Origin of the sequence: Priestia sp. 179-F W1.4 NHS (assembly GCF_045369295.1) — a bacterium.
GTDB classification, from domain to species: Bacteria; Bacillota; Bacilli; order Bacillales; family Bacillaceae_H; genus Priestia; species Priestia zanthoxyli.
Genome location: NZ_JBIQFF010000003.1, coordinates 583,177 through 606,731, shown reverse-complemented (window position 1 = coordinate 606,731; position 23,555 = coordinate 583,177). Strand labels below are relative to the sequence as shown.

Genomic DNA, 23,555 nt, shown 5'->3' with positions numbered 1-23,555 from the left:
GTGAGAAACGTCATGCCGCCAAATCCATCACACCATCCTATTATTCTATTTGATGGTGTTTGCAATCTTTGCAACAAATGGGTACAGTTTGTTATCAAACGAGATTCACGTGCTCTATTTCGTTTTGCGTCGCTTCAATCTGATACTGCGGGAACCTTGCTGCGTAAGCATAACTATGAGCACCCACCACTTCACTCGGTCATTCTTCTTATGAACGGGAATCTTTACACAGAGTCTACGGCTATCCTACATATTGTCCGCCAGCTTCGAGGACCCATTCAACTAATGGCGTGTTTCCAAGTGGTTCCCGCGTTCATTCGAAACCTGTTCTATCGTTTCATTGCACGTAATCGGTATAAGTGGTTTGGAAAACAAACGTCATGTATGTTGCCAACCCCTGAAGCCAAAATGCGATTTTTGGACTAAGCATACAAATGGAGGAAAACAATGAGTTTATCAACAAAAGAGAAATTTCGTTTAAGTATTCTTGCGACCCTAAGGTGGACCATGGCTATTACGTTTCTTATTTATGGAATGGCCAAAATCTACCCAGGACAATTTATAACAGGCGATTTCGTGTTCGATTCAACAAAAGATTCTGCGATGAAACTGGCGTGGTATTTCTTTGGGTATTCTGATTTCTACAACTATTTTATTGCCACTGGCGAATTATTAGCTGCGTTGTTATTGGTGATTCCGCGTACCGCGACACTAGGGAACATTATTTTTCTCCCCATTATTGCTAACATCACCGTCCTTAACTATTGTTTCAACATTCCTGCCAAAGTGGTGTGTGTTCCGCTTCTTGTGATGAGTTTGCTATTAGTATTGATGGAATACTCAAAGTTAAAAGGCATCTTCTTTGTCAACACTGCTACCCCAACGCAGAAAGTAGACGTTCAATCATCCGAAAGGAAGGTGACCGTTAAATGATCGTCTTTCTTTTGCCGCCCATTATCTTCGGTTTGGCGTGTACTTATTATTTTGGTCTTCGCAAAGAAGACTGAACACAGACAACTCCTTTTTTGTTCTGATTGTTCTGACTAGTAGTTACGGAAACCAGGGAAGTTCGCGATAAGATACTAAAAAGAACTGCTGCAGGTAAACCCATAAAAGTGCAAATTGATGCCGCTGCATGTTGGCATTAAATTTCTTTATGCCACTTTCAAAAACAATAAAAAAGGCAGCAGCTCAACTTATGAGCTGCTGCCTTTTATTTATAGAAACACAGAAATAACCTTCTAACGATACCAAATTGTTTTATCTTGATACGGAATACGTTTTGATGAAGCTTCTTTATTAGGATGTCCGACGTAAATTAAGCCTAGGAGCTTATCGCCGTCTTCTAGAGATAAAAAGTCATTCAGTTCTGACTGATAGACAATGTCACCCGTTCTCCAAATTGTAGCCAAACCTTGTTCTTCCGCTACTAATAGCATATTTTGTATGCTTGCCGCTACCGCAGAGATTTCTTCAATTTCAGGCACTTTTCCTGAAGGACTTACTGCTACAGCAATAATGACAGGAGCACGAAGCGGGCCTTTTTTAGCTTTTGTTGTTTTTTTCAACGCTTCTTCTTCACTTAAGTGAGCAGTTTTTTGCTTCATAATACGTTCCATTTCGTCTCCTAAACGAACGCGTGAATCCCCTGTAAACACTCGGAATTTCCAAGGCTCTGTCTTTTTATGGTTAGGAGCCCAAGTGCCTGCTTCTAACATAAGATTGATAGCATCTTCTGATACTTCTTTGTCTTGCATAGCTCCAATCGTTCTTCTGGCTTTAATAATATCTAATACGCTCATGCTTTTCGTCTCCTTTTTCACATTCAATTTATTATAGTTATGTATTTGTCTTGAATATAGAATAATTGAAAATCATTCTCACTGTCAAATGTTTTGATTATCAATTAGGTAACGATGAATATGCCAATTTTTTAAGCGTGTTTATTTTTTTAGCAGTTTTTCTTTTAATTATTTGGCAGTTCCGGCAAATAAAAAACGATTTGGAACATGTAATCCAAATCGTTTTTTTATCTTATACCCAGCCGCGGAAACGAGAAGCTTCAGCTGATTTTTTGATTCCTGCCATGTAAGCAGCGAGTCTCATGTCTACGTCATTTTCTTGAGCGATTTGATAGATCGTTTCAAATGAATCCACCATTACCTTGCGTAATTTGTAAGCTACTTCCTCTTCAGACCAGTAGTAGCCTTGATTATTTTGCACCCATTCGAAGTATGAAACCGTTACACCTCCAGCACTCGCTAAAATATCTGGCACTAAAAGCACGCCTTTTTCGTCTAAAATGCGCGTAGCCTCAAGTGTAGTCGGTCCGTTCGCGGCTTCGACTACAATAGAAGCTTTAATGCGATCCGCGTTACGAACCGTAATTTGATTCGAAATGGCTGCGGGTACTAAAATATCACATTCTTTTTCTAATAGTTCTTCGTTTGTCATCACATTGGTAAATAAATTCGTTACGGTACCAAAACTGTCGCGTCGATCAAGGAGGTAATCAATATCAAGACCAAGCGGATCATAAAGAGCTCCGTACGCGTCTGAAATGCCAATTACTTTTGCTCCTGCGTCATGCATGAACTTAGCAAGAAAACTGCCGGCATTTCCGAAGCCTTGAATAATAATCCGTGCTTCTTGCAAGTTAAGGTTTTTCTTTTTAACAGCTTCTTCTATACAAATAGTTACTCCTTTAGCCGTTGCAGTTTCGCGTCCTTGAGATCCTCCGAGTACGATAGGTTTTCCGGTAATAAAACCAGGAGAATCGAACTCACGCAGTCGGCTATATTCGTCCATCATCCACGCCATGATTTGAGAATTTGTATAGACATCCGGTGCAGGAATATCTTTAGTAGGCCCAACTATTTGACTGATGGCTCTTACATAGCCGCGGCTGAGTCGCTCTAGTTCACCAAACGACATGTTTCTTGGGTCACATACAATTCCGCCTTTACCTCCGCCGTACGGAAGGTCGACAATCCCGCATTTTAAACTCATCCAAATGGATAATGCCTTCACTTCTTCTTCATTTACTTCAGGATGAAAGCGTACGCCTCCTTTAGTGGGCCCGACAGCATCATTATGCTGAGAGCGGTAGCCCGTAAATACTTTTACCGATCCGTTATCCATTTTAACTGGAATACGAACCGTCATCATGCGCAGCGGTTCTTTCAACAAATGATATATTTCTTCACCATACCCTAGTTTTTGAAGTGCTTCTTGAATAACGGTTTGAGTAGATAAAAATAAATTAAGTGATTCCTGTTCTTGCTGCTGTTCTTTTTTTAATTCACTAGCTGTTTTTGTAATGGACATTCTGTTCACCCCATATTAATCATTGAAATTTCTCAATGATTTAATATGCAATTCCTGTGCCAATTTCAGCGATTTTACAACGCTTTTATTTTATAAATAATCTGCATTAGCACGCCTTATATTCCCTGCATAGGCTGATATTAGTATATACTTAAAGAAATAAGACAAACTATTTATACTGAAAAGGAGGAAAGTGCTATGTTACATGAAAGAAAAGAACAAGAGCGAAACAATCACTATATAGAATGCTGTTCCATCTGTGGAGAAAGGCTAACATCTTTTCAAGAAAAAGAAATCTTCACATGCGACAGCTGTTTTGAACAAAAAGTCAACGATGTGCTTTCTGAGTTGTAATCAGGTACTCTATTTTTTAGAAACAGGTGTCACAATATTAAAGTTTGGATCAATAGAATCCTGACAAGACAAAAAGAAATCCCATTTTGATTTATCTCCTTGAACAAATATGACCGAGCTATAAGAGTGATCATTTGTAGTTGTTAGCCGGTATAAGGTATCTTGCCACACTGTTACCGTCACCTCAGCTTTCTTTCGCGTATCTCCAAGATACCTAAAGATTCCATACTTAAGTTCTGTGAGAGCTACTTCATTACGATCGGGTATCACAAACAATATACGATAGTTACATGCGCCCGCCTTTAATCCATCTACGCGAATGCTAAATAGTTCTAAAATATTTTTCAAAGGAAGTGTATCCCATACTTCTTTTGTAATAATATTGACTGGCAGCGGTATATTACCTAAACGAAGTTCTTTGGCTCCTGTTAAATATTCATTTCGCCAAGGACCAGATTCAGCTATATACCCTAATTGTTCAAGCGCGTCTGCGCATAAAAGTTTTGCCTTCACATGGTGAGGATCAGCGTAAATAACTTGTTTGGTCACTTCAGCTACCCATTGATAGTCACCTTGTTGAAAACAGCGCTGTGCTTTTTGGACAATGTTGTCCGCTCCGCCCATATACTCTACATATTTCTTAGCTGACTCTTCAGGAAACAGTTTATTTAAATCTACAGGATTGCTGTTATACCAGCCCATATAGCGCTGATAAACCGCTTTTGCGTTATGGTTAACCGTTCCATAAAAGCCGTTTGTATACCAATCGTGAGATAGGGTTTCCGGTAGCTTCATCATTCGGCCGACGTGGTCGATGGTATAACCTTGATTCACCAGCCTTAATGTTTGGTCATGAATATATTGATAAACATCTCGTTGATTTTCGATATAGGTAATACACGACTCGTTTCCGAACCTTGGCCAATTATGTACCCCAAATACAGTTGTTAGTTCTTGGCCAAATAAATCGATTGCTTGCTGCAAGTACCTTGCCCACGCTGCTGCGTCTCTTACTTTTGCTCCTCTAAGGGTATAGAGGTTGTGTTGAGTGGCCGTACAGTTTTCTGCAATACAAAGAGCCTTTTCACTAGGAATATAGATGTTCATTTCAGCAGGCGCCTCCGTCCCTGGCGTAAGCTGAAACTGAAATGAGACGCCGTCAATTTTCTTACTTACATAAGAAGGATGTTCGGAAGGATGAATTTCTTCTATTCCTTTAATAAGCGTGATTGTTCCAAATGAAATTTCTTTTCCAATGCCGTTGTCAATTAAGCCTTTTTCATCGCGTCGCAGTCGAATACCGTACATGTATTGACTTCTTCGTGTCATTGCTGTTGCCGCCGTGACGTTTTCATCAATAACCGCATCCATAAATCCAGCAGGAGCATAAACTTTACTAGTTTTATTTTGTGTTGAGTCAGGTAATATCCCTAGAACTCCGCCGTAATGATCTATATGCGAATGAGAGAAGATAACAGCTCTAACAGGACGCTTCCCGCACTGCTGGTTTACTAGTTCAAGCGCTTTTTCTGCCGTTTCTTTGGATGTTAAGCAATCAATAACAATCCACCCAGTTTTCCCTTTAACAAATGTAATATTAGCCATATCAAAGCCTCTTACCTGAAAGATGTTTTCAGTTACTTGATATAAACCGGCTTGTACATTTAATTTTCCTTGTTCCCACAGTTTAGGGTGGACAGTAGCAGGTGTAGATTGTTCAAATAAAAAAGCGTACTTTCTTAAATCCCATACAGGATACAGCTGATTTTTTTTGAAAATCAGCGGAAAAGGTACGCGTACAAGGGCTTGGTCATCCGCAAGATTTTGTTCTGATTTCACTTGTTCCCAGTCTATTTTTTTATAAGTCTCAGCATTAGTGACTGCAGTCTTTTGAGTAGCATCTTTTCGGTCAATCGTTAACTCCCGTTCATAATCAAACAGCATAACCCCCTCCTTTTTATTATTTTATGCGTAAAAATAAGACGAAGTACAAAAGAGAGAGAAAATAGAGTCAACAAAAAAGAAGATGCGCTTAGCACGCATCTTCTTTTTTATACTGAATGTTATGTTTGAATAAAATAGTCGAGTATTCTGTCTGAATTAGACAGCCTAGCACTTAGTATAACGATTGTTTACCAATGTTCCTTTTGTAATTAAAGCAAATCTTCCTTCTAAGGTGCTCAATACATTTCTTGAAGTCGCTGTAAAACAATGCATGTGTACAGTCTCTCCTTTCCTGTATTGGCCTTACACAGAATATATACCCGGGGAAAAATAATTAAAACTTGATTTGGGTATTTTTTCAAAAATAATAATAAATCCATTCCGGTGTTTTTTTAAGAGAACGTTCCCATTTAGGGATTTCATCTATTACTGTTTTGGTTAATCTGCGGCTGTTTGTTTTATCTTCATTCATTTCTCGTTCTATGTGTGCAATCATCTCGCGATCATAAATAAGACAGCTCGCTTCATCATTTAAATAAAAACTTCGGGGATCCCAGTTGGCTGTGCTAATATTGGCAATCGTATGATCGATGACCATTACTTTTCCGTGAAAAAACCCCTTTTTATATAAGAAAATTCGAATACCTTTGTTTAATAGTTGCTCTGTTTTAGGGTAACTAGGCGGTTTAGTGAACCACGCATCGGTATTGTCCGGAAGTATGATATCGATTAAAACGCCTTTTTCTTTTGCTGAAATAAGTGCATTCATTAAATGTTCACTTGGAATAAAATAAGGAGTAGCAATGGTAAGCTTTACTTTGGCACGGTTGATTAGTTCAATCATCTTTTGCTCAAGTTCTTCTCCAGTTGAAAACAATAGCTGATAGTTTGCTCCGTGAGAGCGAGCGATAGGAACTCGCTGAGGAGATATATGTTGTCCCGTGTCTTCTTCCCAATCTTTCAAAAATTGCTTTTCAATTTCAAAAATACCTTCTCCTTTAATTCGCAAGTGATAATCACGCCAATAGCCCAATTTTTTATGCTTCCCTAAGTATTCTTCTCCTATATTAAAACCTCCGAGATAGGCTTCTTGGCCATCTACTACGACAAACTTTCGATGATTTCGATGATTAATGCTATAAAAAAAGTGCTGCCTGCTTGCTTTTCGACTAAAGGTAAACTCAACTCCATTTTTCTTAAGATCATCTATGAGTGTTCGGGAGAGATCGTTTCCTCCAAAACGATCTACAGAAAGTTTAATCTTTACCCCTTCAGCTGCTTTCTCTTTCAATAGCTCAAATAGCTTTATGCTGATGTTGTCCGCTCGAATAATAAAAAATTGAATGTACACGTACTTTTTTGCTTTTTTAATATCCTCAAATAAAGCAGGATATAAATTACTTCCTTGTGTATACAGCGCTATCTTGCCTTGGTAAACAGGCGTTTCGATAAGCGGATGTACGCGAACATAAGCGTTATAGCCTTTTTTTACGTCCCATTGAAAAAACAAACACAAACAAAGCCCGCATACTAAAATAAACAGCATTTTTTTAACCATACTGTACTCCTGATTCGTCTAATATGTATATATAGGCTTTGGAGGTTTGTTTTATTTTATATGAGGAAATGTATGGGAATATAAAACGTGTAACACAAAAAGCTTAATCATTTTTTGATTAAGCTTTTGTGTACTTCGCTAGCATTTAGTAAATATAGTCCTTATACAAGTCAGACTGAATAACCTTTTTATAAGCGAGACCGTGTTTCTTAGTAAGAGATTTCACCTCATCCACACAGCTTTGAGCACTTCTTGGTGATACGTAAATTTCATTGATCAGCTGATGTAAACTACATGTAAGGAGGTTACCATGCTCGTGAGAAAACTCATACGATCTTTTTTCGAGGATATCCATTCGTTTTTGCCATTGATTTGCGGAAATACCTTGAATTTCGAATAGCTTTTGCAGCTTCCAAGCGTGTATACGACTTGCTACAATAACAAGCCTCAGTTCATTTTCATGCTGGTAGGATTTGCGCTTGTAAAATAATGTGTCATATACAGAGTGACTGATCATTTCTTTTTGGAAGTCTATGTACTGCACTTTTCCAGAGAAGATTTTATAGCGTAAATCTTTAATACTGCATAATAAATTTTCATAGGTTGTTTTAATAGCTACGCCATCATTCCCTTTTAAATATAGATCCCACATTCCAGCGGCTTCGTAATCATTGATATGCCAGGATGAAACAGCAGAAAATTCATGGATTTTTCTTATATAGGTTCTAGAGGTACGGTTATGACGTTCGCCTTTTTTTCTTAACTCTTCTATGTTCCACATCGAAGAGCATCCTTCAAGGGGGTCTGAAAATGCATCAGGTTTTGCAAAAAAAAGCGCATTGGTTTCTAGTAAATCTTGAAAATCAGACAGCGGCATAAATCGCCATACCGTCGGATTATTGTGCACCTTATAGCGTTCATCATAATCGTCATAGCTAGATTCGAATCTTTTGGCATATTCGTACGCTTTCTCTCTATAAGCTAAATCCATTGGTTTTCCTCCTCTGAATGCATATTCATACTTGAATTATAGCACTTAATTGTTGTAATTTTCAAAATTATCCACCTGCATTAAGTGCTATTATCAGAAAAGAAGACACACCTCAACATCTACAGCGTGTCTTCTTATTTAATGAAATGAATGTTTTGCTTAACACTTTCACTTTCTGGCTGATTTAATTCCAATAAATAAATTTCATCCGCTCGAAAATCTGTATTCTTCATTTCTTTTTTTAAGGTACGAATAAAGGCAGCTGAACTTTTTCCATAAGCTTCAAAATAATGAAACGTGTGTACAACAAATAAAATGGATGCGCCACTATAATCTTTTTTGCTCTTTTTTTGAATGTTCTCTAGCACTTTTTCTATATACTCTTCCACAGAACCTTCCGTCTGGATACGGGGTAGAGCAAAATTTCCTGAATTGACCCTCTGTGCATCTTCAAATTCCAGTTTCCCATCTTTGTAAGAAGTAATTTCAATTCGTTTTTCAGTACCATCCGGCTGAATAATTAATCCGTCGTATCCTTGACTTCCAATAATAAGCTTCAATTTTGAATTCCTCGGACAATAAGAAGATTGGCTGAAGCAATAAAGCGGATAAAACTCTTCAAAAAACTTTTTGAAACGCCCTTTTTTAAGTCTGGCTAATTTTATATACTCTTTGTTTTGATGAATCATTTGCTGCGTATGTTCAAAATACTGCTTCATTTCTTCTTGCGTTCTGTACAGATCAAGATCTTTAAATAATTCATCCATCTTTTTCACCTTCAATCCCACCAACTAAAAAAGTCTTCTTACTTAGTAGATACATATTCATAAATGTGTGTGACAATCAATTTTCTTTTTTTAAAGATATAGCTTTTTTAAAACAAAACGTGCACACTTTTCATTTTTTTGCATATCCTGTTATTCGTGCGTTCAATCATGAGCGTACGTTTCAGCCTTTAGTTGTAAAAGATAAACCGTAAAGTTACAGCTGATGGCCGATGATATGCGTCTGATGATTTCATAAACTATAACAAACAGGAAACTTAACAATAATTGAGGTGTTGGAAATGTTTGATAATGATTACGTAGTTAAAACCATTCACGATTTACATGTAAAACGTACAGAAAGTCAATTAAAAGTTTTATTAACTTATTTTTTCCATAAAAAATAACACGTATTTATAGATGATAATATATAGTCAGTTGTTACTTGATGTTTTTTATAAGAAGAATAGTTTGATACAAATAAAAAGGAATAGTGGGTAATCCACTATTCCTTTTTTTACTATACTTGCAATTCCCGAATCAGTTCAGCAAGAATTTCAATGCTTCTATCGATATCTGGTAAAGAGGCATAGGCATAAGAAAGCCGAAGATAACTGCCGGTTTCTTGTGCATAAATACTTCCAGAGTTAAGCAATATCCCTCTTTTTAAAGCACGAGAGTATAAAGATTTCATTAAAATAGAAGGTTGAATATGCACCCATATAAAAAAGCCTCCTTCAGGATTCGTCCATGTTGCTATATCTCCTGCGTATGTTTCCAAAGCATTCAGCATCACTTTTCTTCTTGTTCGCAATTCCGTTCGTACAGTTTCCATATGCTGTTGATATAAGCCATTTTTAAACCATTCTGCTGCTACTCTTTGAGATAATGAGCTAGATCCATAATCTGTTTGCATTTTAATATCCGCCAAACGCTCAATGACTGGTTCTGGGCCGACTATCCATCCGATCCGTAATCCCGGGCTTAGTGTTTTAGAAAGACTGCTAACATATAACACGTGTCCATTTTTATCTAAAGCTTTTAATGGCAGCGGAGGCTGTTTATCTAGCCATAATTCGCGGTATAAATCATCTTCAATAATAGGAAGCTGATGTTCCTCACATTCTTCCAACAAATCGTAACGCCTATTTTGTGACATTAATGTTCCCGTGGGGTTATGGAAACATGGATTTGTATATAAAATAGCTTGCCCTTCTTGAGGGTCGGCGCGTTTTATAGCTGTTACTTTTATTCCTTCCTCATCCATAGCAAGGCCTTTGAGTTTCATTCCGGCTGATTGAAATACATGTAAGGAATATAGATAAGAAGGTTTTTCGAGCAAAACCGAAGAGTTTCTTTGCAGCAGTCCAATTGAAATAAGCTGAAGAGCTTGAAGAGCGCCGGAAACAATTAAAATAGAATCTGGAGAAGATTCAATCCCTATTGTTTTCATATATGCGCTTAACTCTTTTCGTAAAGGAAAATACCCCTTTGGTTCTTCGTATCCTAGAACCTCCATATTTTCTGCTACTTTTTCTACGGCGTATTTCATTTTGTTTTTAGGAAATATGTCAGGTGAAAGCTCTCCTTTGCTTAATTGAATAAGGTTTGAGTTAAATTCTGATTCATTAATATCTTGTACCATTGCTTGACTCGGATGATGCATGCCTGATTTCACATGAACATCCCAATCGGGCGGAGTTGTAGCCAAAAGTGTCCACGTATTATTTATAACGATGGTTCCCTTTCCCATCTTACCTTCAATTAAACCGTCCGCTGTTAATTCCTCTAATGCGGTGATGACCGTACTTCGGTTAACATCAAACATAGCAGCAAGCTTTCGCTGACTAGGAATTTTACTTCCAATCGGCCATTCTCCACGTGCAATTTTCTCTTTCATAAAATCAATGATTTGCTTGTATTTTGGATAACTCGAACTGTTCTCTTGATTCATACACGTACTCCTGTTTTTAAAGTGGTTGGGTTAATTGCTTTCAAACTGGTTGAAGACATTTTATCAAATGTTTATTAACATGGGAACCACAATAGATACTGGTTGGATTCAAAATAAAAAATGGAGATGAATAGGTATGAAATTAACGTTTAGTCTGGTGTTCTTACATATACTGATGATTAGCTTATGGGCTTCAGCATTTCCAGTTATTCAAATAGGGCTGGAATCGTTTTCTCCTCAGCACCTCGCTTTTGTTCGGTTAAGTATTGCTTCTGTAGTGCTGTTAGTTATTGCAATAGCCACACGCATGTCCTTGCCTGATAGAAAAGATATTCCACTTCTTTTAGCGCTCGGTTTTTTAGGTTTTACCGTCTATCACACAGCCTTAAACATTGGAGAAAAAACGGTAAGTGCGGGTATTGCGAGTTTACTGATCTCGACTACTCCTATTTTTTCTTCGCTTTTAGCTATTTTTCTTTTTCAGGAGGAGTTCGGAAAAAGAAAATGGATTGGATCTGCAGTAAGCCTTGCGGGTATTGTACTTTTAACCTTCAGCAAAGAGAATTTTGTACACTCAGTTAATGGAATCTTACTGGTTCTGCTAGCTGCCCTTGCAGAAAGCTTCTATATAGTATGTCAAAAAAATTTATTAAAAAAATATGGTTTCCTTTCTTTTGTGACGTACAGTATTTGGGGAGCTACAATTTCTATGCTTGTTTTTTTACCTGGGTTAGAAACGGAACTTGCGTATATCTCTGTCAGATCAGCAATAAGCGTGATATATTTAGGATTATTTCCAACCGTTATTCCCTATATGGTACTCGCTTATCTGACATCGCGTATAGGTTCTGCTGAGGCTGCCATCTCTCTTTACTTAACTCCTGCGCTGTCCTTTTTCTTAGCGTGGCTGCTTTTAAAAGATATCCCGAGTGCAGCTTCCATTGCTGGAAGCATCATTACGTTATGCGGCGTGTTGCTTACGCATAGTAAAAGACGAGCAGTAGTAAAAAAGACGAGGTTCACAATACAAAGATAATGTGTATGGTTTAGGGAATTCTCTTAGGCGATATGCTTTTTATTTATATATTTTATTTAGAACATACTTTAATTTCTTCTTTTTGCAGTTTAATTAATATAAAAAAGCACCTTTCTTTAATCTTGGTTTAAGATCTAAAGAAAGGCGCTTTTTTATGTAGTTTCTAATTCTGCTTTTATTTTTCCAGCCACCGTGTGAGTCAGCTGCTGAAGATCGTAAATCTCTTCTCCTGAAAGTACTACGTGTCCGTTTAAAACATGGTTATGTTTATATGCTCGATACGTCACTTCAATACTTTTTATCGCACGCTCTACTTCATCATTCACCATAATGCTTTCATAGTGATAGGATAGCGTTTCAATTCGAATCTGCGTATTTTTCATATTCATTCACCCTCCATGAGCCGTTGACTAAAAATATGACTGTTAGAGGTGGACTATACATAAAAACTTTTTTGTTACCACCTAATTTGTTATTTAGAACATATTTTAATTACTTAATTGATGCCTGCTCCCCTTTTTTATAAATCTCAAAATAAAGCCACACTCCAAAGAGCGGGGCTTTATTGCTTGTAGTACCAACCTTTTTTATCTAAAAACTGCTTAACTTTTACGAAATCAAGTCCAGCTACTGTGAGTTCGGCTGACGGATTACCTATTGCATGTACATTTAATTCACTGTCAATTCCTTCATTTTTTAAGAAAGCACGGAACTCCGTTTCCATGTCTTTACTTAATCCACCTGTTTTAATTGTAACGGGAATAGGTTCCACGTCCTTCATTTGCACAAATCCACCTGGAACAGCCCATGCTGCACTCGTATAGCCATATACGCTAAATACCGTGCCTTTTTTTATAGTTCTGAAATTCTCTGTTACATTCGCATATTTGTAGACTCCAATATCCTTCTTCGCTTTTACTTGAAAAGAATATTTATCTCCCAGTGAAGTAACCTTAGGTAATGCTTCTTCTATAGGATTGCTTACACCTTTAAGCAATTCCATCATTTTAGCTAAGGTTTTTTCATCAGCTTTTCCAGTTGACGTTAATCCATACTTCTCTTGAAAAGCTTTAACAGCTGCAACGGTTTCATTTCCGTATTGACCATCGCTTCCTTTTTGAGAAAGATCAAACCCTAATTTAATTAAGTTTTGCTGCAGTTCTTTTACGGCTAGTCCGCTATCACCTTGCTGCAATTGTGCTGAGGGATTATTATTATCCACCACCGTAATGCCTGTATTAATACTATTAAAGAAGTCCAGATCCATTTCATTGATATCAACATTGCCGTTAATTCCTTTTACTTTTCCTTGATCTGTATATTGGAACATAGCCCATCTATCCCAGATTGTTGTATTCCCTGGATTAATAAATCCCTTAGAACGGTTACTCCCACTGTAACGAGCTACCCATAGCGGATATTTTGCTACAGCGCTTGTAAAATTGGATGTAATAAAACTATATCCCGTATAAAGAATAGGCGTGATGCTTGTTTTCCTTTCAATATACTCCATCCATCTAACAGCAAAGGCTGTGACCTGCGCTTTTGTTTTCCCTTTATTTTCTTCCAAATCTAAGCAATGAGGCAAATCAACTTTCATGCTGCCCAATTTATTTAAAAAGAAATTAACTTCTGCAATAGGATCATTATCAGCATGAGCAAAGTGGTAAAATCCCACACGTAAGCCTGCGTTTTTTGCTCCTATATAATTATCATATGATTTTTTATCTAAGAAGGTTGTGCCTTCTGTTAATTTAATATACGCGCCTTTTACCCCATCTGACGCCACTTTTGTCCAATCAATTGTTCCGTTGTGATGAGAAACATCAATGACCTTAATATTTTGATTATTACGGTTTTGCACTGCTATCACTCCTTCCTACAAACTATGAATAAAAAAGAAAATGGCAACTGATACAGGCCTAATAGATAGATTTTAGGCTTTGTAGTAAGCTGTCTGATAAGGAGTGATTTGAGCTACTAGGACCTTTTTTGAGGGTTATCTTATTAAAAAATAAAGGAATTTATTTAATTTAATAAAGTTATAAGAGCCATAGTCGTTTATACTAAATATAAAAATATTGTATAAAAAGTGGAGGAATATGATGTCTATAATAAAGGAAGCACGTAAATATGCTGAAGACGCTCATGGCGGTCAAATGCGCAAATTGTCTGATAAACCTTATATTGTTCATCCTATTAACGTAGGTGATATTTTAGAAAAAGCGGGTTTTAGTAAAGAAGTAATTGCAGCAGCTTATCTGCATGATGCTGTAGAAGATACAAGTGTAACACTTGAAGAAATTGTACAAAGATTTGGCTTAGAAGTAGCGGAGATTGTTGCAGCTCATACAGAAGACAAATCAAAAAGCTGGGAAGAACGTAAACAGCATACAATCCAAACCGTTAAAACAGCTTCTCTTGAAGTGAAAGCCTTAATTGTAGCAGATAAATTAGATAATTTACGGTCTTTAAAAGAAAGCTACAATCAGCAAGGAGATGTGATTTGGAATAGTTTTAAAAGAGGATTCGAAAAGCAGAAATGGTACTACGAATCCATCAGTAAATACGCTGTAAAAGGATTAGAATCAAGTCAGATTCCAAGCTTCTTTTATACGTACGAACAAGAAGTAAATGATTTTTTTAGAAGTTAATATTCATATAAAGAAATTAGAAAACACTGAAAATAACTATTGCGAACGTGCCATATACGTATTAAAATATAGTAGAGTCAATAAACGATAAAGACTCTACATAATCGGGACTGTAGTTCAGTGGGAGAATACTTGTCTGGCAGACAAGGGGTCGTGGGTTCGAATCCCATCAGTTCCATAAAATCAGTTGTATCAAGGGTTTAAAACACTTTAAAACTCTGCACGATGGAATGGTCGCAATACTGTTTCATTTGACCTCTTCATGATTTCCATGAAGAGGTTTTTTATTTTCTTTTTTTATGATTGATCCTCATGATTTTTATAATTGTTCTTTTCAATGCTTCTACTTACAATTTCTCTAAGTTCGCCCTCGTCGCCTTTTGCATTAATAATTTCAAAAAGCTGATTCAGCCCTTCACTTGTTTCATCTTTTGTTTCTTTGTCCATTCTATCCCCTCCTTTTGCTTTTAGGATGCCCATTTTTTACACAATGTTTCATTTAAAAAGCAATTTATACACATTAATGGTCCATAAAAGTATACCTTTACTCGATACACGGATATACTTAATCAATCCTTTAAGTTTTGCAGCGCTTTATAGTTTTTTTAATACTCATCTATAATAAAATACTCATCACAAACTTCATCAAAATCGTTCTCTTCGTGAATTCTATTTCTTGATCTTTAGATATCTCGTTTTTTTGTGTAAATAGTTTAAAAAACTTGTTTAACATTGCTCCACCTCATATAAATTATTCATACATTCAGTATGATTAATTTATATGAAGCCAGTATGAATTGAAGCTTAAGATAATTTGAAGTTAGATATTAACGTGAGATGTTAAGCGTGTTTACTTCTCTTTGGTTCTATCGATAATCGAAAGAAAAAATGCAAACTATAAAAAAGAACTTTGCATGCTGCTGCAAAGTTCTTTTTTGTACCATCGTTAAAAGCTATTCAGTTAACAGTCCTTCTTACGCTTTTTTTCAAACCATCCATAGGCAATTTCAGCTTCGATTTCTTTATTTCCTGGAGAAACTAAGAAAATAACGTATGAACCGTTGTTTGGAAAGATAAATTTGCCGTCTTCATCACTTACTAATGTACTTTTCGGCGGAACAACACGGTTAAATACGTTTACCCCTTTAGCAGGAACGCCTTTTACCATTTCTGCAAATTTAATTTTCCCTTTTGGCTTTGAACGTATTGTAGTATTTGCTGGACTCACATTATCTGAAGTTGTTCCTTTTCCAGGGGGGATAGAATTAAACCAAATTTCAGCAGTAAAAGGTTCGTTTGAATAGTTAGTGATAGTAAAAGCATTCACAAATAAATCTACTCCGGAGCCGGAAGTGTTCACTAATCCGCCCCAAGCGTTTCTGTTTCCGCCAAAACGAATAGGCTCAGTTTGTCCAACAAAATAGTCTCCTTTTAACGATTGATATAAAGGATTAGGTATATTAACCGCTTTAATATACTGTTTGTTCGACTCGTAACTTGACATACAATCACCCCCCTTTTTTGTACTATATTTTATGAAGTTTTTCGATAAACGCTTGGACAAGTGTATATATAAACGAAAAAAAGATAGACACCCTCTTATGCCTACCTTTTTCTATCACTTTTCCAAAATGAAATTTCACTTTTTTCTTTTCTTCCTAGCACTCTTGTCTATACTTGGTGTATAAAGGATTGTTTCGTTACTTTATCGTCCAATGTTTATTTAATATTCCCACAATCACTTATTCTTAACATAGTAATCATCTATTCTTTTACGGTCATAAAATGGAGAATTTTAATCTTTTTTTCGCAATATTCAACTATATCATAACAAGTTGTGAGGATATCATGTCTAGACAGTTCTATTTCATCCAATACAAACTTTGAAAGCTGCTTTTGCAGAACCTCCAGCTTTTTGCTGTCTTCTTCATCGATCCACAGTCCTTCCGTAATACATACATCTGCTAGTTTGTTAATAGATTGAGCCGTCCAGTTTAAGCCGGCTGAAGAAACGGTTATTGTCAGTAAATCATTTTTTATAGCTAAAATAACCTGACACACATGGGTATAGGCATCAACTTTCTTTTGGATAAATGCTTTGCGAAGCTCTTGCTTGTATTGCTCTTTCGACATCGCTATAGCTACGACAGACGTAATGAAAGTTCCTGCCAGCGCGATGAGTGACCCTATCAAAATCCCTATCATTTCTCCTGACAAAACGTTCACCTCTTTAAAGGTATTTCTATATGCTATGGGAATGAAGGAAATGATATGAGGATAAGCACCATGTAAAAACAGCCCTAACTTAAAAAAGTTAGGGCTGAAACACTAAAATAGGATGATAACCAAATTAGATAATGCGACTTGTAATAATTCCTTCAATTTGACCAATTTTTTCTTCTAGCTCAGGCACAATCTCGTCACTTACTTGATTGTCAATATCGATCATTGTATACGCATATTCACCGCGGCTTCTGTTCACCATATCTGCGATGTTTAAATTGTAGTTTGAGAATACTTGCGTAAGTTGTCCTACCATATTCGGTACGTTGTGATGGAAAGCAGCTACGCGTTTTTTCCCAGTGTAAGGAAGAGATGCATTCGGGAAGTTCACTGAATTTTTAACGTTTCCTGTTTCTAAGAAATTTTTCACTTGACGTGCTGCCATTACCGCACAGTTTTCTTCTGATTCTTGTGTTGATGCCCCTAAATGAGGAATTGGCACAACATTTTTCATGTTCAAGACATTTTGATTTGGGAAATCTGTAATATATCGACCAACTTTTCCACTTTCAAGAGCAGCTTTCATATCTTCTTCGTTTACAAGCTCACCGCGTGAGAAGTTCAAAATATGAACATCTGGTTTCATGATGCTAAACGTCTCTTTATTGAAAACACCTTTTGTATCGTCCGTTAATGGAACGTGAACCGTAATATAGTCAGATGCTGCAAATAGTTCTTCTAGAGACATTGCACGCTGTACGTTGCGAGACAAATTCCAAGCTGTATTAACAGAAATAAATGGATCAAAACCAATTACGTCCATATCTAAATCAAGCGCGTCGTTTGCTACAAGAGCACCAATTGCACCTAAACCAATAACGCCTAATGTTTTACCTTTGATTTCTTTTCCAACAAACTGTTTTTTACCTGCTTCAACTAACTTAGGAATTTGATCACCTTGGCCGTCTAATCCTTTTGTCCATTCAACTCCAGCAAATAAGTTACGAGAAGAAGCCATAATTGTAGTTAAAACCATTTCTTTTACTGCGTTTGCATTAGCTCCTGGCGTATTAAATACAACGATACCTTGCTCCGTGCAAGCGTCCACCGGTATATTGTTAACCCCTGCTCCAGCTCGTGCAATAGCTTTTAAATTTTGGTCAAATGCCATGCTGTGCATGTTAAAGCTACGCACGACAATCGCATCTGGATTTTCGCTGTCGTTGTCAATCTGATAACCTTCTTGATTAAAAACATTTAGACCTTTTTGTGCAATGTTGTTTAATGTTTTGATTGTTTGTACTTTTTCTAATGTTAATGTGCTCATTTTGTACTCTCCTCTGATTATCATCGTAGTTTTACATGTTTTTACCTTTGGATAAAGAAACTTCATTTTTAATTTTTTTAAAAGTCTGGTTTTTTAGCCTACATGTCTGATAACTTCTATATCCTCTCCCCCTAAACAGAAAGAGGTAAGAGATATGTATTAATCCCTTACCTCTGCCCAGGCGAACGGCTACGTCACTATATGCTTCCTCACGGTTATCCGCGTTTCGCCAGTCACATATAGTCTTTGAAATTAAGTATATTCTAGCAAACTCTTTCAGAACGTTCAACCTTTTTTTAAAAGTTTGCTTTTTTCAGTCTAATTTTTAATCTCTTTAGCGAATCTCCTAATATATTGACAAATATCCTAATACATGTTAAATAAAAAGAGTGATTAGCACTCTATCCACTCAAGTGCTAATTATTTTATAAGCCCTATTTGGAAAGGAGAACTTCTTATGTCAAAAAAAGAATTCAAAGCCGAATCAAAGCGATTATTAGAGATGATGATTAATTCCATCTATTCTCAAAAAGAAGTATTTTTGAGAGAACTTCTATCAAATTCAAGCGATGCAATCGATAAAATTTATTACAAAGCCTTAACAGACGACTCCTTGCGTTTTAACAAAGAAAGCTATTACATAAAAGTAACACCACATAAAACTAACCGTACATTAACCATTACGGATACTGGAATTGGCATGACGCAAGAAGAGCTTGAAAGCAGCTTGGGCACAATTGCGCGAAGCGGTTCCCTTGCGTTTAAAAACGAAAATGAAACAAAGGACGGGCACACGATTATTGGTCAATTCGGCGTTGGGTTTTACGCAGCGTTCATGGTGGCAGATGTCGTAACGGTGATTAGTAAAGCGTTAGGCAGCGATGAAGCCTATAAATGGGAATCTACCGGTGCTGATGGTTATACAATCGAACCTTGCGAAAAAGAAACGGTTGGGACTCAAATTATTTTAAAAATTAAAGAAAATACAGAAGATGAAACATATGATGAGTATCTAGAAGAGTATCGTTTAAAAGAGATCATTAAAAAGTATTCAGACTTTATCCGCTACCCGATTAAAATGGACATAACGGAAAAACGTCCCAAAGAAGGTGCTGATAACGAGCTAGAAGATTATACAGAAGAGCAAGTTATCAACAGTATGGTACCGATCTGGAAGAAAAATAAAAATGAATTGACTTCAGAAGACTATGAGCAGTTTTATTCAGAAAAGCGCTACGGATTTGATAAACCGCTCACTCACCTTCATATTAATGTGGATGGAACGATTCGCTACAATGCCATTTTATTTATCCCAGAAAATAGTCCGTTTGACTACTACTCAAAAGAATTTGAAAAAGGGCTTGAACTGTATTCAAACGGCGTCTTAATTATGAATAAATGTGCAGATCTTCTTCCAGATTACTTTAGCTTTGTAAAAGGTATGGTAGATTCTGAAGATTTATCTCTTAATATTTCACGTGAAATTTTGCAGCAAGACCGCCAGCTTCAGCTGATTGCCAAAAACATCGGCAAGAAAATCAAAAATGAATTAAAAAGCTTGCTTAAAAACGAACGTGAAAAGTACGAGAAGTTTTATGAATCATTTGGCCGCCAGTTGAAGTACGGCGTTTACAGTGACTTTGGCAGCAACAAAGACGTATTAAAAGACCTGCTTTTATTCTATTCTTCTACAGAGAAAAAGCTCGTAACACTAGATGAGTATGTATCGCGCATGCCTGAAGATCAAAAGTATATCTATTATGCATCAGGTGAATCGTATGACCGAATTGAAAAGCTTCCTCAAGCAGAATTGGTTGCAGATAAAGGGTACGAAATTCTGTATTTTACAGAAGATATCGATGAATTTGCAATTAAAATGTTAATGACGTACGAAGAAAAAGAATTTAAATCTGTTTCAAGCAGTGACTTAGGGATTGAAGCAGAAGAAGAAGAAGAGCTCAATGAGTCTGAGGAAAGAGAAAATAAAGAGCTATTTGACTATATGAAAAAAGCTTTGGCGGGAAAAGTAGGAGATGTGCGCGCGTCTAAACGTTTAAAAACACATCCCGTTTGCTTATCAGCTGATGGTGAAGTAACGATTGAAATGGAGAAAATTTTAAGTGCTATGCCTGATAATCAACATGTAAAAGCAGAAAAAGTGTTAGAAATTAACGTAAATCATGATGTATTCGCTTCTTTAAAAGATGCATTTGAAAATGACAAAGAGAAATTAGACCTTTATACAAATTTATTATATAACCAAGCTCTTTTAATTGAAGGCTTATCTATTAGTGATCCCGTTGAATTCACAAATGATATTTGTAAAATTATGATATAAAAATCAGGCGCAGAATCATTCTGCGCCTGATTATATGTATGGCATAATAAAAGCAGTTATATAGTAAGAAGCGATAAAAATGGGTACGGGCAGTTCTTCTGTTACTCTTATTGAGTGTTTTCCTTCTTTAAAATGAAAAAGATCTGATTTAAACTCTGCGACTTTTTCTCTTTTTTGATTAAAAATACACGCTTCCTCTACGGTTTCATGACTGCTTAACATGTAGACGTTATTTCCCCATCTAATTTCTTGTGCGCCTTCGTTTTTAATTATTCCTTTACCTAATAGATCCCCTATTATTTTTCCATTTTCTTTTATCACCCACCGGTGTTTTTTCACGTGATCAATAAACACCGTTCTTCCTTCCCATTGAACTTGTACATGTACCTTTAAGCCGCAGGAAAAGATAGGAAACCAAGAAATAGAATCTAACACTGGAAGTCCATCACGAGTTAAAAAATCAATACTTTTAGTCCACATGTTTTTATGCACTCTCTTAAGCTGTCCGACATTTTCTCCATTTTCATTTGTAACTGCTACGGTCTTTCCCGCTGATTTAAAATAGGGAAGATAAAAGATATATTCTTGCATATAAGCCTCCAAAGATTCTGTACCTTATATTAACAGCATGTACATAGTTATGTTTCTATCTTTCATATAGTTCGTTTGTTTCTTTTGATTTCTTACTTTGTTTAAATTGGCTTTGATTTTCTTTTAAATGCTTTAGTAAAGCAACAATCAAGAAACTAACAATCACAAGAAGAAGCCAAGAGCTAATTTTACTTATATGAACCATTGTCCACTGCTGCTGTTGATCTGGATACTGCCATGCTCCGAAAAATGTTGCGATATTTTCAGCGATCCAAATGAAAAAGCCAATCAGTACAAAAGACAATACTAAAGGCATGCGATATGTACGTTTGTTAACCGTAAAATATACAAAAGTTCGATAAAAAATAAGTAAAGTAAAAAGTTTTAAAAACCAGCGGAAGTCGTAAATAAAATGATGCGTGAAAAAATTAAGGTAAATAGCCATACTTAGTATACTGACAATCCACGTAGAAGGCCAATTCGTAAGCTTTAATTCAAGCCTTCTCCACACTTGGCACATGTAGCTGGCTACACTAGCATACATAAATCCGCTGTACAGCGGAACTCCCCAGACTTTAGTGAAAGCTTTTTCTGGATAGCTCCATGAGCCCATATGAACTTTATAGAGTTCTAACGTTAGTCCAATTAAATGAAATACTGCAATGACTTTTACTTCATCAAGCGTTTCTCGTTTAAACATCACCATTAAAACTTGAGTTCCTAGACAGGCTAATAAAATAAGGTCATATCTAGAAATAAACGGTACTTCAATTATTTTTGTCATAGCTAATGTCAGAAAAATAATAACAGGAAAAACACAAGATTTTGCTTGTTCTAAACCAAAATAGATTAATTGCTTCATTGTAACATCCTATCTTTATAGTATTCCTTAGTATTTTCACAGAAATGATTACCTGAAAATTATTGCAGATTTTTCAAATTTATTCAATAAGCATCTCCGCTGTTTTTGTAACCAAACTATCATATCCAGCGGAGATTTGTTTTCTCCGTTAACTTTTCAAAAAATCGGTTACTGTCTGCACATAGCGCTCTTTATCATAAGATAAGTACAGATAACTGGTTAACTGTACAGGCTCTCCAAAGAAAAAACGTTCATACAGTGTTTCTCTTGTGCCAAACGGACTCATAGTTAAATCCCACGCTAGTCGAAAAAGCTTAATTCGATCTTCTGCCCCTCTCGATTTAGCTTGTAAATAACGCGTAATATCTTCTTTAACCAATGAGCGGCACGTATTTTCTGTCGGTATTGCCATTAGTCCGCTTGCACCTAAAAGCTGGATAATCTCTGTAAAGGTAGGATATGTTTTTGAAAATATATTTGCGGCAATACGAAGTGTAGTTTCATTCGGACGCATGTATCCCCATGGATCAATTTCCGCTTCTTCTTCTGCTTTCATCATGAGAGCTTTCATTGTTTCTAACGCAATAATAAGCTCCGTTGCTTTTTCTCGCACATGCGGATAATCCGTAATGTTAATGGTTTCAATCAGAGATTGTACAATCCCTAATACAAACTCTGTTTTGACAATTCTCCTTGAAGTTACCTGATGCAGAGCAAAAGCTGAAAAGGAACTAGAAGCAAGGAATGTATTTGATACGTCTACATTTTCATAGAAAAAAACGCGGTTCCACGGTACTAATACATGGTCAAAAACAACAACTGTATCCATTTCTTCAAATCTAGAACTTAATGGATAATCAAACGTCGATTCTTTTCCTGCAAATGATTCTCTACAAATAAATTTAATTCCTTTTGTATTACTTGGAATCGAAAAAGCAAATCCTTTTTCTTTTCCTTGAATGCCCGCTGAAGACAGTACGAGCAGCTCATCCGTCATTCCGCCCTGTGTAGCAAGCAGTTTCGCGCCTTGGATAACGATTCCCTCATTGTTTTTATCAACTATTTTTGCTGCTATCGGTTCGTCGTTTTGCTCGTAATAAAATTGGATTCGATTGACTTGAGGATCGATGAATGTATGAGTGAGCGATAAATCGTGCTCTCTCACATATTCATAATAAGAAATGATGTTTTCAGGAAAGCAATTTTCTTCTCCTCTCAGGAGTTCTGCAGAGGATGCAAAAGCCATTAATACTGTATTCATATAATCTGGACTTCTTCCCATCATACCATGGGTTAATTGCGCCCATTGCTGGGTCATCTCTCGTCTTTTTTTTAACTCTTCTTTTGTTTTAGGCTGTAAATAAGATGTACCAACAAATTCTTTAGAAGCCGGAGATTGATATGTCATGATATCTTTAATTTTTTTGTCATGCTGAAGATCATAAAGCTTAGCTTGACTGTTAATGGCTCCTTTAAAAGCCGGATGTTCTGATATATCGCCTGTTACGAGCTTGCCATCAACCCATACATTTGCTTTTAATTGATTAATTCTCTCTACGTATTGCTTCCCATTAATTGCTGACATACTCCCACTCCCAGACTTTCGATAAATATTTTTACCTATTGCATTTT

22 protein-coding genes, 1 tRNA gene and 1 riboswitch are annotated in these 23,555 nt (G+C 36.4%); of the genes, 7 read left to right on the top strand and 16 right to left on the bottom strand.

Translation table 11 applies throughout. The annotated features are described in order from the left end of the window. The first annotated feature begins 12 nt into the window (after window positions 1–12). Together ACH0CI_RS18280 and ACH0CI_RS18275 are read left to right on the top strand one after the other, a co-directional pair. On the top strand, window positions 13–426 hold the full coding sequence (locus tag ACH0CI_RS18280; RefSeq protein WP_406902034.1) for a thiol-disulfide oxidoreductase DCC family protein: 414 nt from the start codon (window positions 13–15) through the stop codon (window positions 424–426). A 21-nt stretch (window positions 427–447) separates the two neighbouring features. Further along, window positions 448–933 (top strand): hypothetical protein, encoded by a 486-nt coding sequence (locus ACH0CI_RS18275; RefSeq protein WP_406902032.1) that lies wholly within the window; start codon window positions 448–450, stop codon window positions 931–933. Window positions 934–1,241: 308 nt separating this feature from the next. Here ACH0CI_RS18275 and ACH0CI_RS18270 read toward each other — a convergent pair whose 3' ends face one another. Then, window positions 1,242–1,802, bottom strand: coding sequence for a nitroreductase family protein (locus ACH0CI_RS18270; protein ID WP_335706631.1), 561 nt, complete (start codon window positions 1,800–1,802; stop codon window positions 1,242–1,244). Between the two features lie 232 nt (window positions 1,803–2,034). Beyond that, entirely contained in the window at window positions 2,035–3,327 is a 1,293-nt protein-coding gene (locus ACH0CI_RS18265; protein ID WP_406902031.1) for a Glu/Leu/Phe/Val family dehydrogenase, read from the bottom strand. Window positions 3,328–3,525: 198 nt separating this feature from the next. Here ACH0CI_RS18265 and ACH0CI_RS18260 point away from each other — a divergent pair, with 198 nt between their 5' ends. Further along, window positions 3,526–3,681, top strand: a complete 156-nt coding sequence (locus ACH0CI_RS18260; RefSeq protein ID WP_162871471.1) for a hypothetical protein — start codon at window positions 3,526–3,528, stop codon at window positions 3,679–3,681. A gap of 9 nt (window positions 3,682–3,690) precedes the next feature. Here ACH0CI_RS18260 and ACH0CI_RS18255 read toward each other — a convergent pair whose 3' ends face one another. From ACH0CI_RS18255 to pdxR, 5 genes are all read right to left on the bottom strand, one after another. Then, a complete protein-coding gene (locus ACH0CI_RS18255) occupies window positions 3,691–5,625 on the bottom strand; it encodes an alkyl/aryl-sulfatase (RefSeq protein ID WP_406902029.1) in 1,935 nt (644 codons plus the stop codon). Window positions 5,626–5,983: 358 nt separating this feature from the next. Next, complete coding sequence (locus ACH0CI_RS18250) at window positions 5,984–7,183, bottom strand: phospholipase D-like domain-containing protein (protein WP_335706634.1); 1,200 nt, start codon at window positions 7,181–7,183, stop codon at window positions 5,984–5,986. Window positions 7,184–7,328: 145 nt separating this feature from the next. After that, window positions 7,329–8,174: a DUF2971 domain-containing protein gene (locus tag ACH0CI_RS18245; protein ID WP_406902028.1), complete on the bottom strand. Its 846-nt coding sequence runs from the start codon at window positions 8,172–8,174 to the stop codon at window positions 7,329–7,331. Between the two features lie 134 nt (window positions 8,175–8,308). Continuing rightward, on the bottom strand, window positions 8,309–8,941 hold the full coding sequence (locus ACH0CI_RS18240) for a hypothetical protein (RefSeq protein ID WP_034266280.1): 633 nt from the start codon (window positions 8,939–8,941) through the stop codon (window positions 8,309–8,311). Between the two features lie 517 nt (window positions 8,942–9,458). Next, window positions 9,459–10,892: a MocR-like pyridoxine biosynthesis transcription factor PdxR gene (gene pdxR / locus ACH0CI_RS18235; RefSeq protein ID WP_335706637.1), complete on the bottom strand. Its 1,434-nt coding sequence runs from the start codon at window positions 10,890–10,892 to the stop codon at window positions 9,459–9,461. 136 nt (window positions 10,893–11,028) lie between these two features. Here pdxR and ACH0CI_RS18230 point away from each other — a divergent pair, with 136 nt between their 5' ends. Beyond that, a complete protein-coding gene (locus ACH0CI_RS18230; RefSeq protein WP_335706638.1) occupies window positions 11,029–11,928 on the top strand; it encodes a DMT family transporter in 900 nt (299 codons plus the stop codon). Window positions 11,929–12,080: 152 nt separating this feature from the next. On the opposite strand, the gene ACH0CI_RS18225 is transcribed toward ACH0CI_RS18230, so the two are convergent. Together ACH0CI_RS18225 and ACH0CI_RS18220 are read right to left on the bottom strand one after the other, a co-directional pair. Beyond that, window positions 12,081–12,311, bottom strand: a complete 231-nt coding sequence (locus tag ACH0CI_RS18225) for a hypothetical protein (RefSeq protein WP_260506611.1) — start codon at window positions 12,309–12,311, stop codon at window positions 12,081–12,083. A gap of 179 nt (window positions 12,312–12,490) precedes the next feature. Beyond that, a complete protein-coding gene (locus ACH0CI_RS18220; protein ID WP_406902025.1) occupies window positions 12,491–13,792 on the bottom strand; it encodes a GH25 family lysozyme in 1,302 nt (433 codons plus the stop codon). A 241-nt stretch (window positions 13,793–14,033) separates the two neighbouring features. Here ACH0CI_RS18220 and ACH0CI_RS18215 point away from each other — a divergent pair, with 241 nt between their 5' ends. Together ACH0CI_RS18215 and ACH0CI_RS18210 are read left to right on the top strand one after the other, a co-directional pair. Then, window positions 14,034–14,582 (top strand): HD domain-containing protein, encoded by a 549-nt coding sequence (locus ACH0CI_RS18215; RefSeq protein ID WP_335706640.1) that lies wholly within the window; start codon window positions 14,034–14,036, stop codon window positions 14,580–14,582. Window positions 14,583–14,688: 106 nt separating this feature from the next. Next, window positions 14,689–14,760 (top strand) — tRNA-Ala (locus tag ACH0CI_RS18210). A 119-nt stretch (window positions 14,761–14,879) separates the two neighbouring features. Here the strand turns inward: ACH0CI_RS18210 and ACH0CI_RS18205 are convergent. From ACH0CI_RS18205 to ACH0CI_RS18190, 4 genes are all read right to left on the bottom strand, one after another. Further along, window positions 14,880–15,029, bottom strand: a complete 150-nt coding sequence (locus ACH0CI_RS18205; protein WP_328171054.1) for a hypothetical protein — start codon at window positions 15,027–15,029, stop codon at window positions 14,880–14,882. A gap of 514 nt (window positions 15,030–15,543) precedes the next feature. Further along, window positions 15,544–16,086, bottom strand: a complete 543-nt coding sequence (locus ACH0CI_RS18200) for a DUF6143 family protein (RefSeq protein WP_335707681.1) — start codon at window positions 16,084–16,086, stop codon at window positions 15,544–15,546. Window positions 16,087–16,346: 260 nt separating this feature from the next. Beyond that, window positions 16,347–16,808: a hypothetical protein gene (locus ACH0CI_RS18195; protein ID WP_310884474.1), complete on the bottom strand. Its 462-nt coding sequence runs from the start codon at window positions 16,806–16,808 to the stop codon at window positions 16,347–16,349. A gap of 124 nt (window positions 16,809–16,932) precedes the next feature. Beyond that, window positions 16,933–18,132: a phosphoglycerate dehydrogenase gene (locus tag ACH0CI_RS18190; RefSeq protein WP_013057119.1), complete on the bottom strand. Its 1,200-nt coding sequence runs from the start codon at window positions 18,130–18,132 to the stop codon at window positions 16,933–16,935. A 168-nt stretch (window positions 18,133–18,300) separates the two neighbouring features. After that, window positions 18,301–18,379: riboswitch (ZMP/ZTP riboswitch) on the bottom strand. Window positions 18,380–18,589: 210 nt separating this feature from the next. On the opposite strand from ACH0CI_RS18190, the gene htpG reads away from it, so the two are divergent. Then, window positions 18,590–20,470, top strand: coding sequence for a molecular chaperone HtpG (gene htpG, locus ACH0CI_RS18185; RefSeq protein ID WP_406902024.1), 1,881 nt, complete (start codon window positions 18,590–18,592; stop codon window positions 20,468–20,470). A gap of 30 nt (window positions 20,471–20,500) precedes the next feature. Here the strand turns inward: htpG and ACH0CI_RS18180 are convergent, their stop codons facing one another. The 3 genes from ACH0CI_RS18180 to hpaB all read right to left on the bottom strand — a co-directional run bounded on the left by ACH0CI_RS18180 (window position 20,501) and on the right by hpaB (window position 23,508). Next, a complete protein-coding gene (locus ACH0CI_RS18180; protein WP_335707684.1) occupies window positions 20,501–21,061 on the bottom strand; it encodes a tubby C-terminal domain-like protein in 561 nt (186 codons plus the stop codon). A 55-nt stretch (window positions 21,062–21,116) separates the two neighbouring features. Next, window positions 21,117–21,923 carry a DUF817 domain-containing protein gene (locus ACH0CI_RS18175; protein ID WP_033579016.1) on the bottom strand — a complete coding sequence of 269 codons (807 nt, stop codon included), beginning with the start codon at window positions 21,921–21,923 and terminating at the stop codon, window positions 21,117–21,119. Between the two features lie 148 nt (window positions 21,924–22,071). Next, window positions 22,072–23,508 carry a 4-hydroxyphenylacetate 3-monooxygenase, oxygenase component gene (gene hpaB, locus ACH0CI_RS18170; RefSeq protein ID WP_406902021.1) on the bottom strand — a complete coding sequence of 479 codons (1,437 nt, stop codon included), beginning with the start codon at window positions 23,506–23,508 and terminating at the stop codon, window positions 22,072–22,074. Window positions 23,509–23,555: the final 47 nt, after the last annotated feature.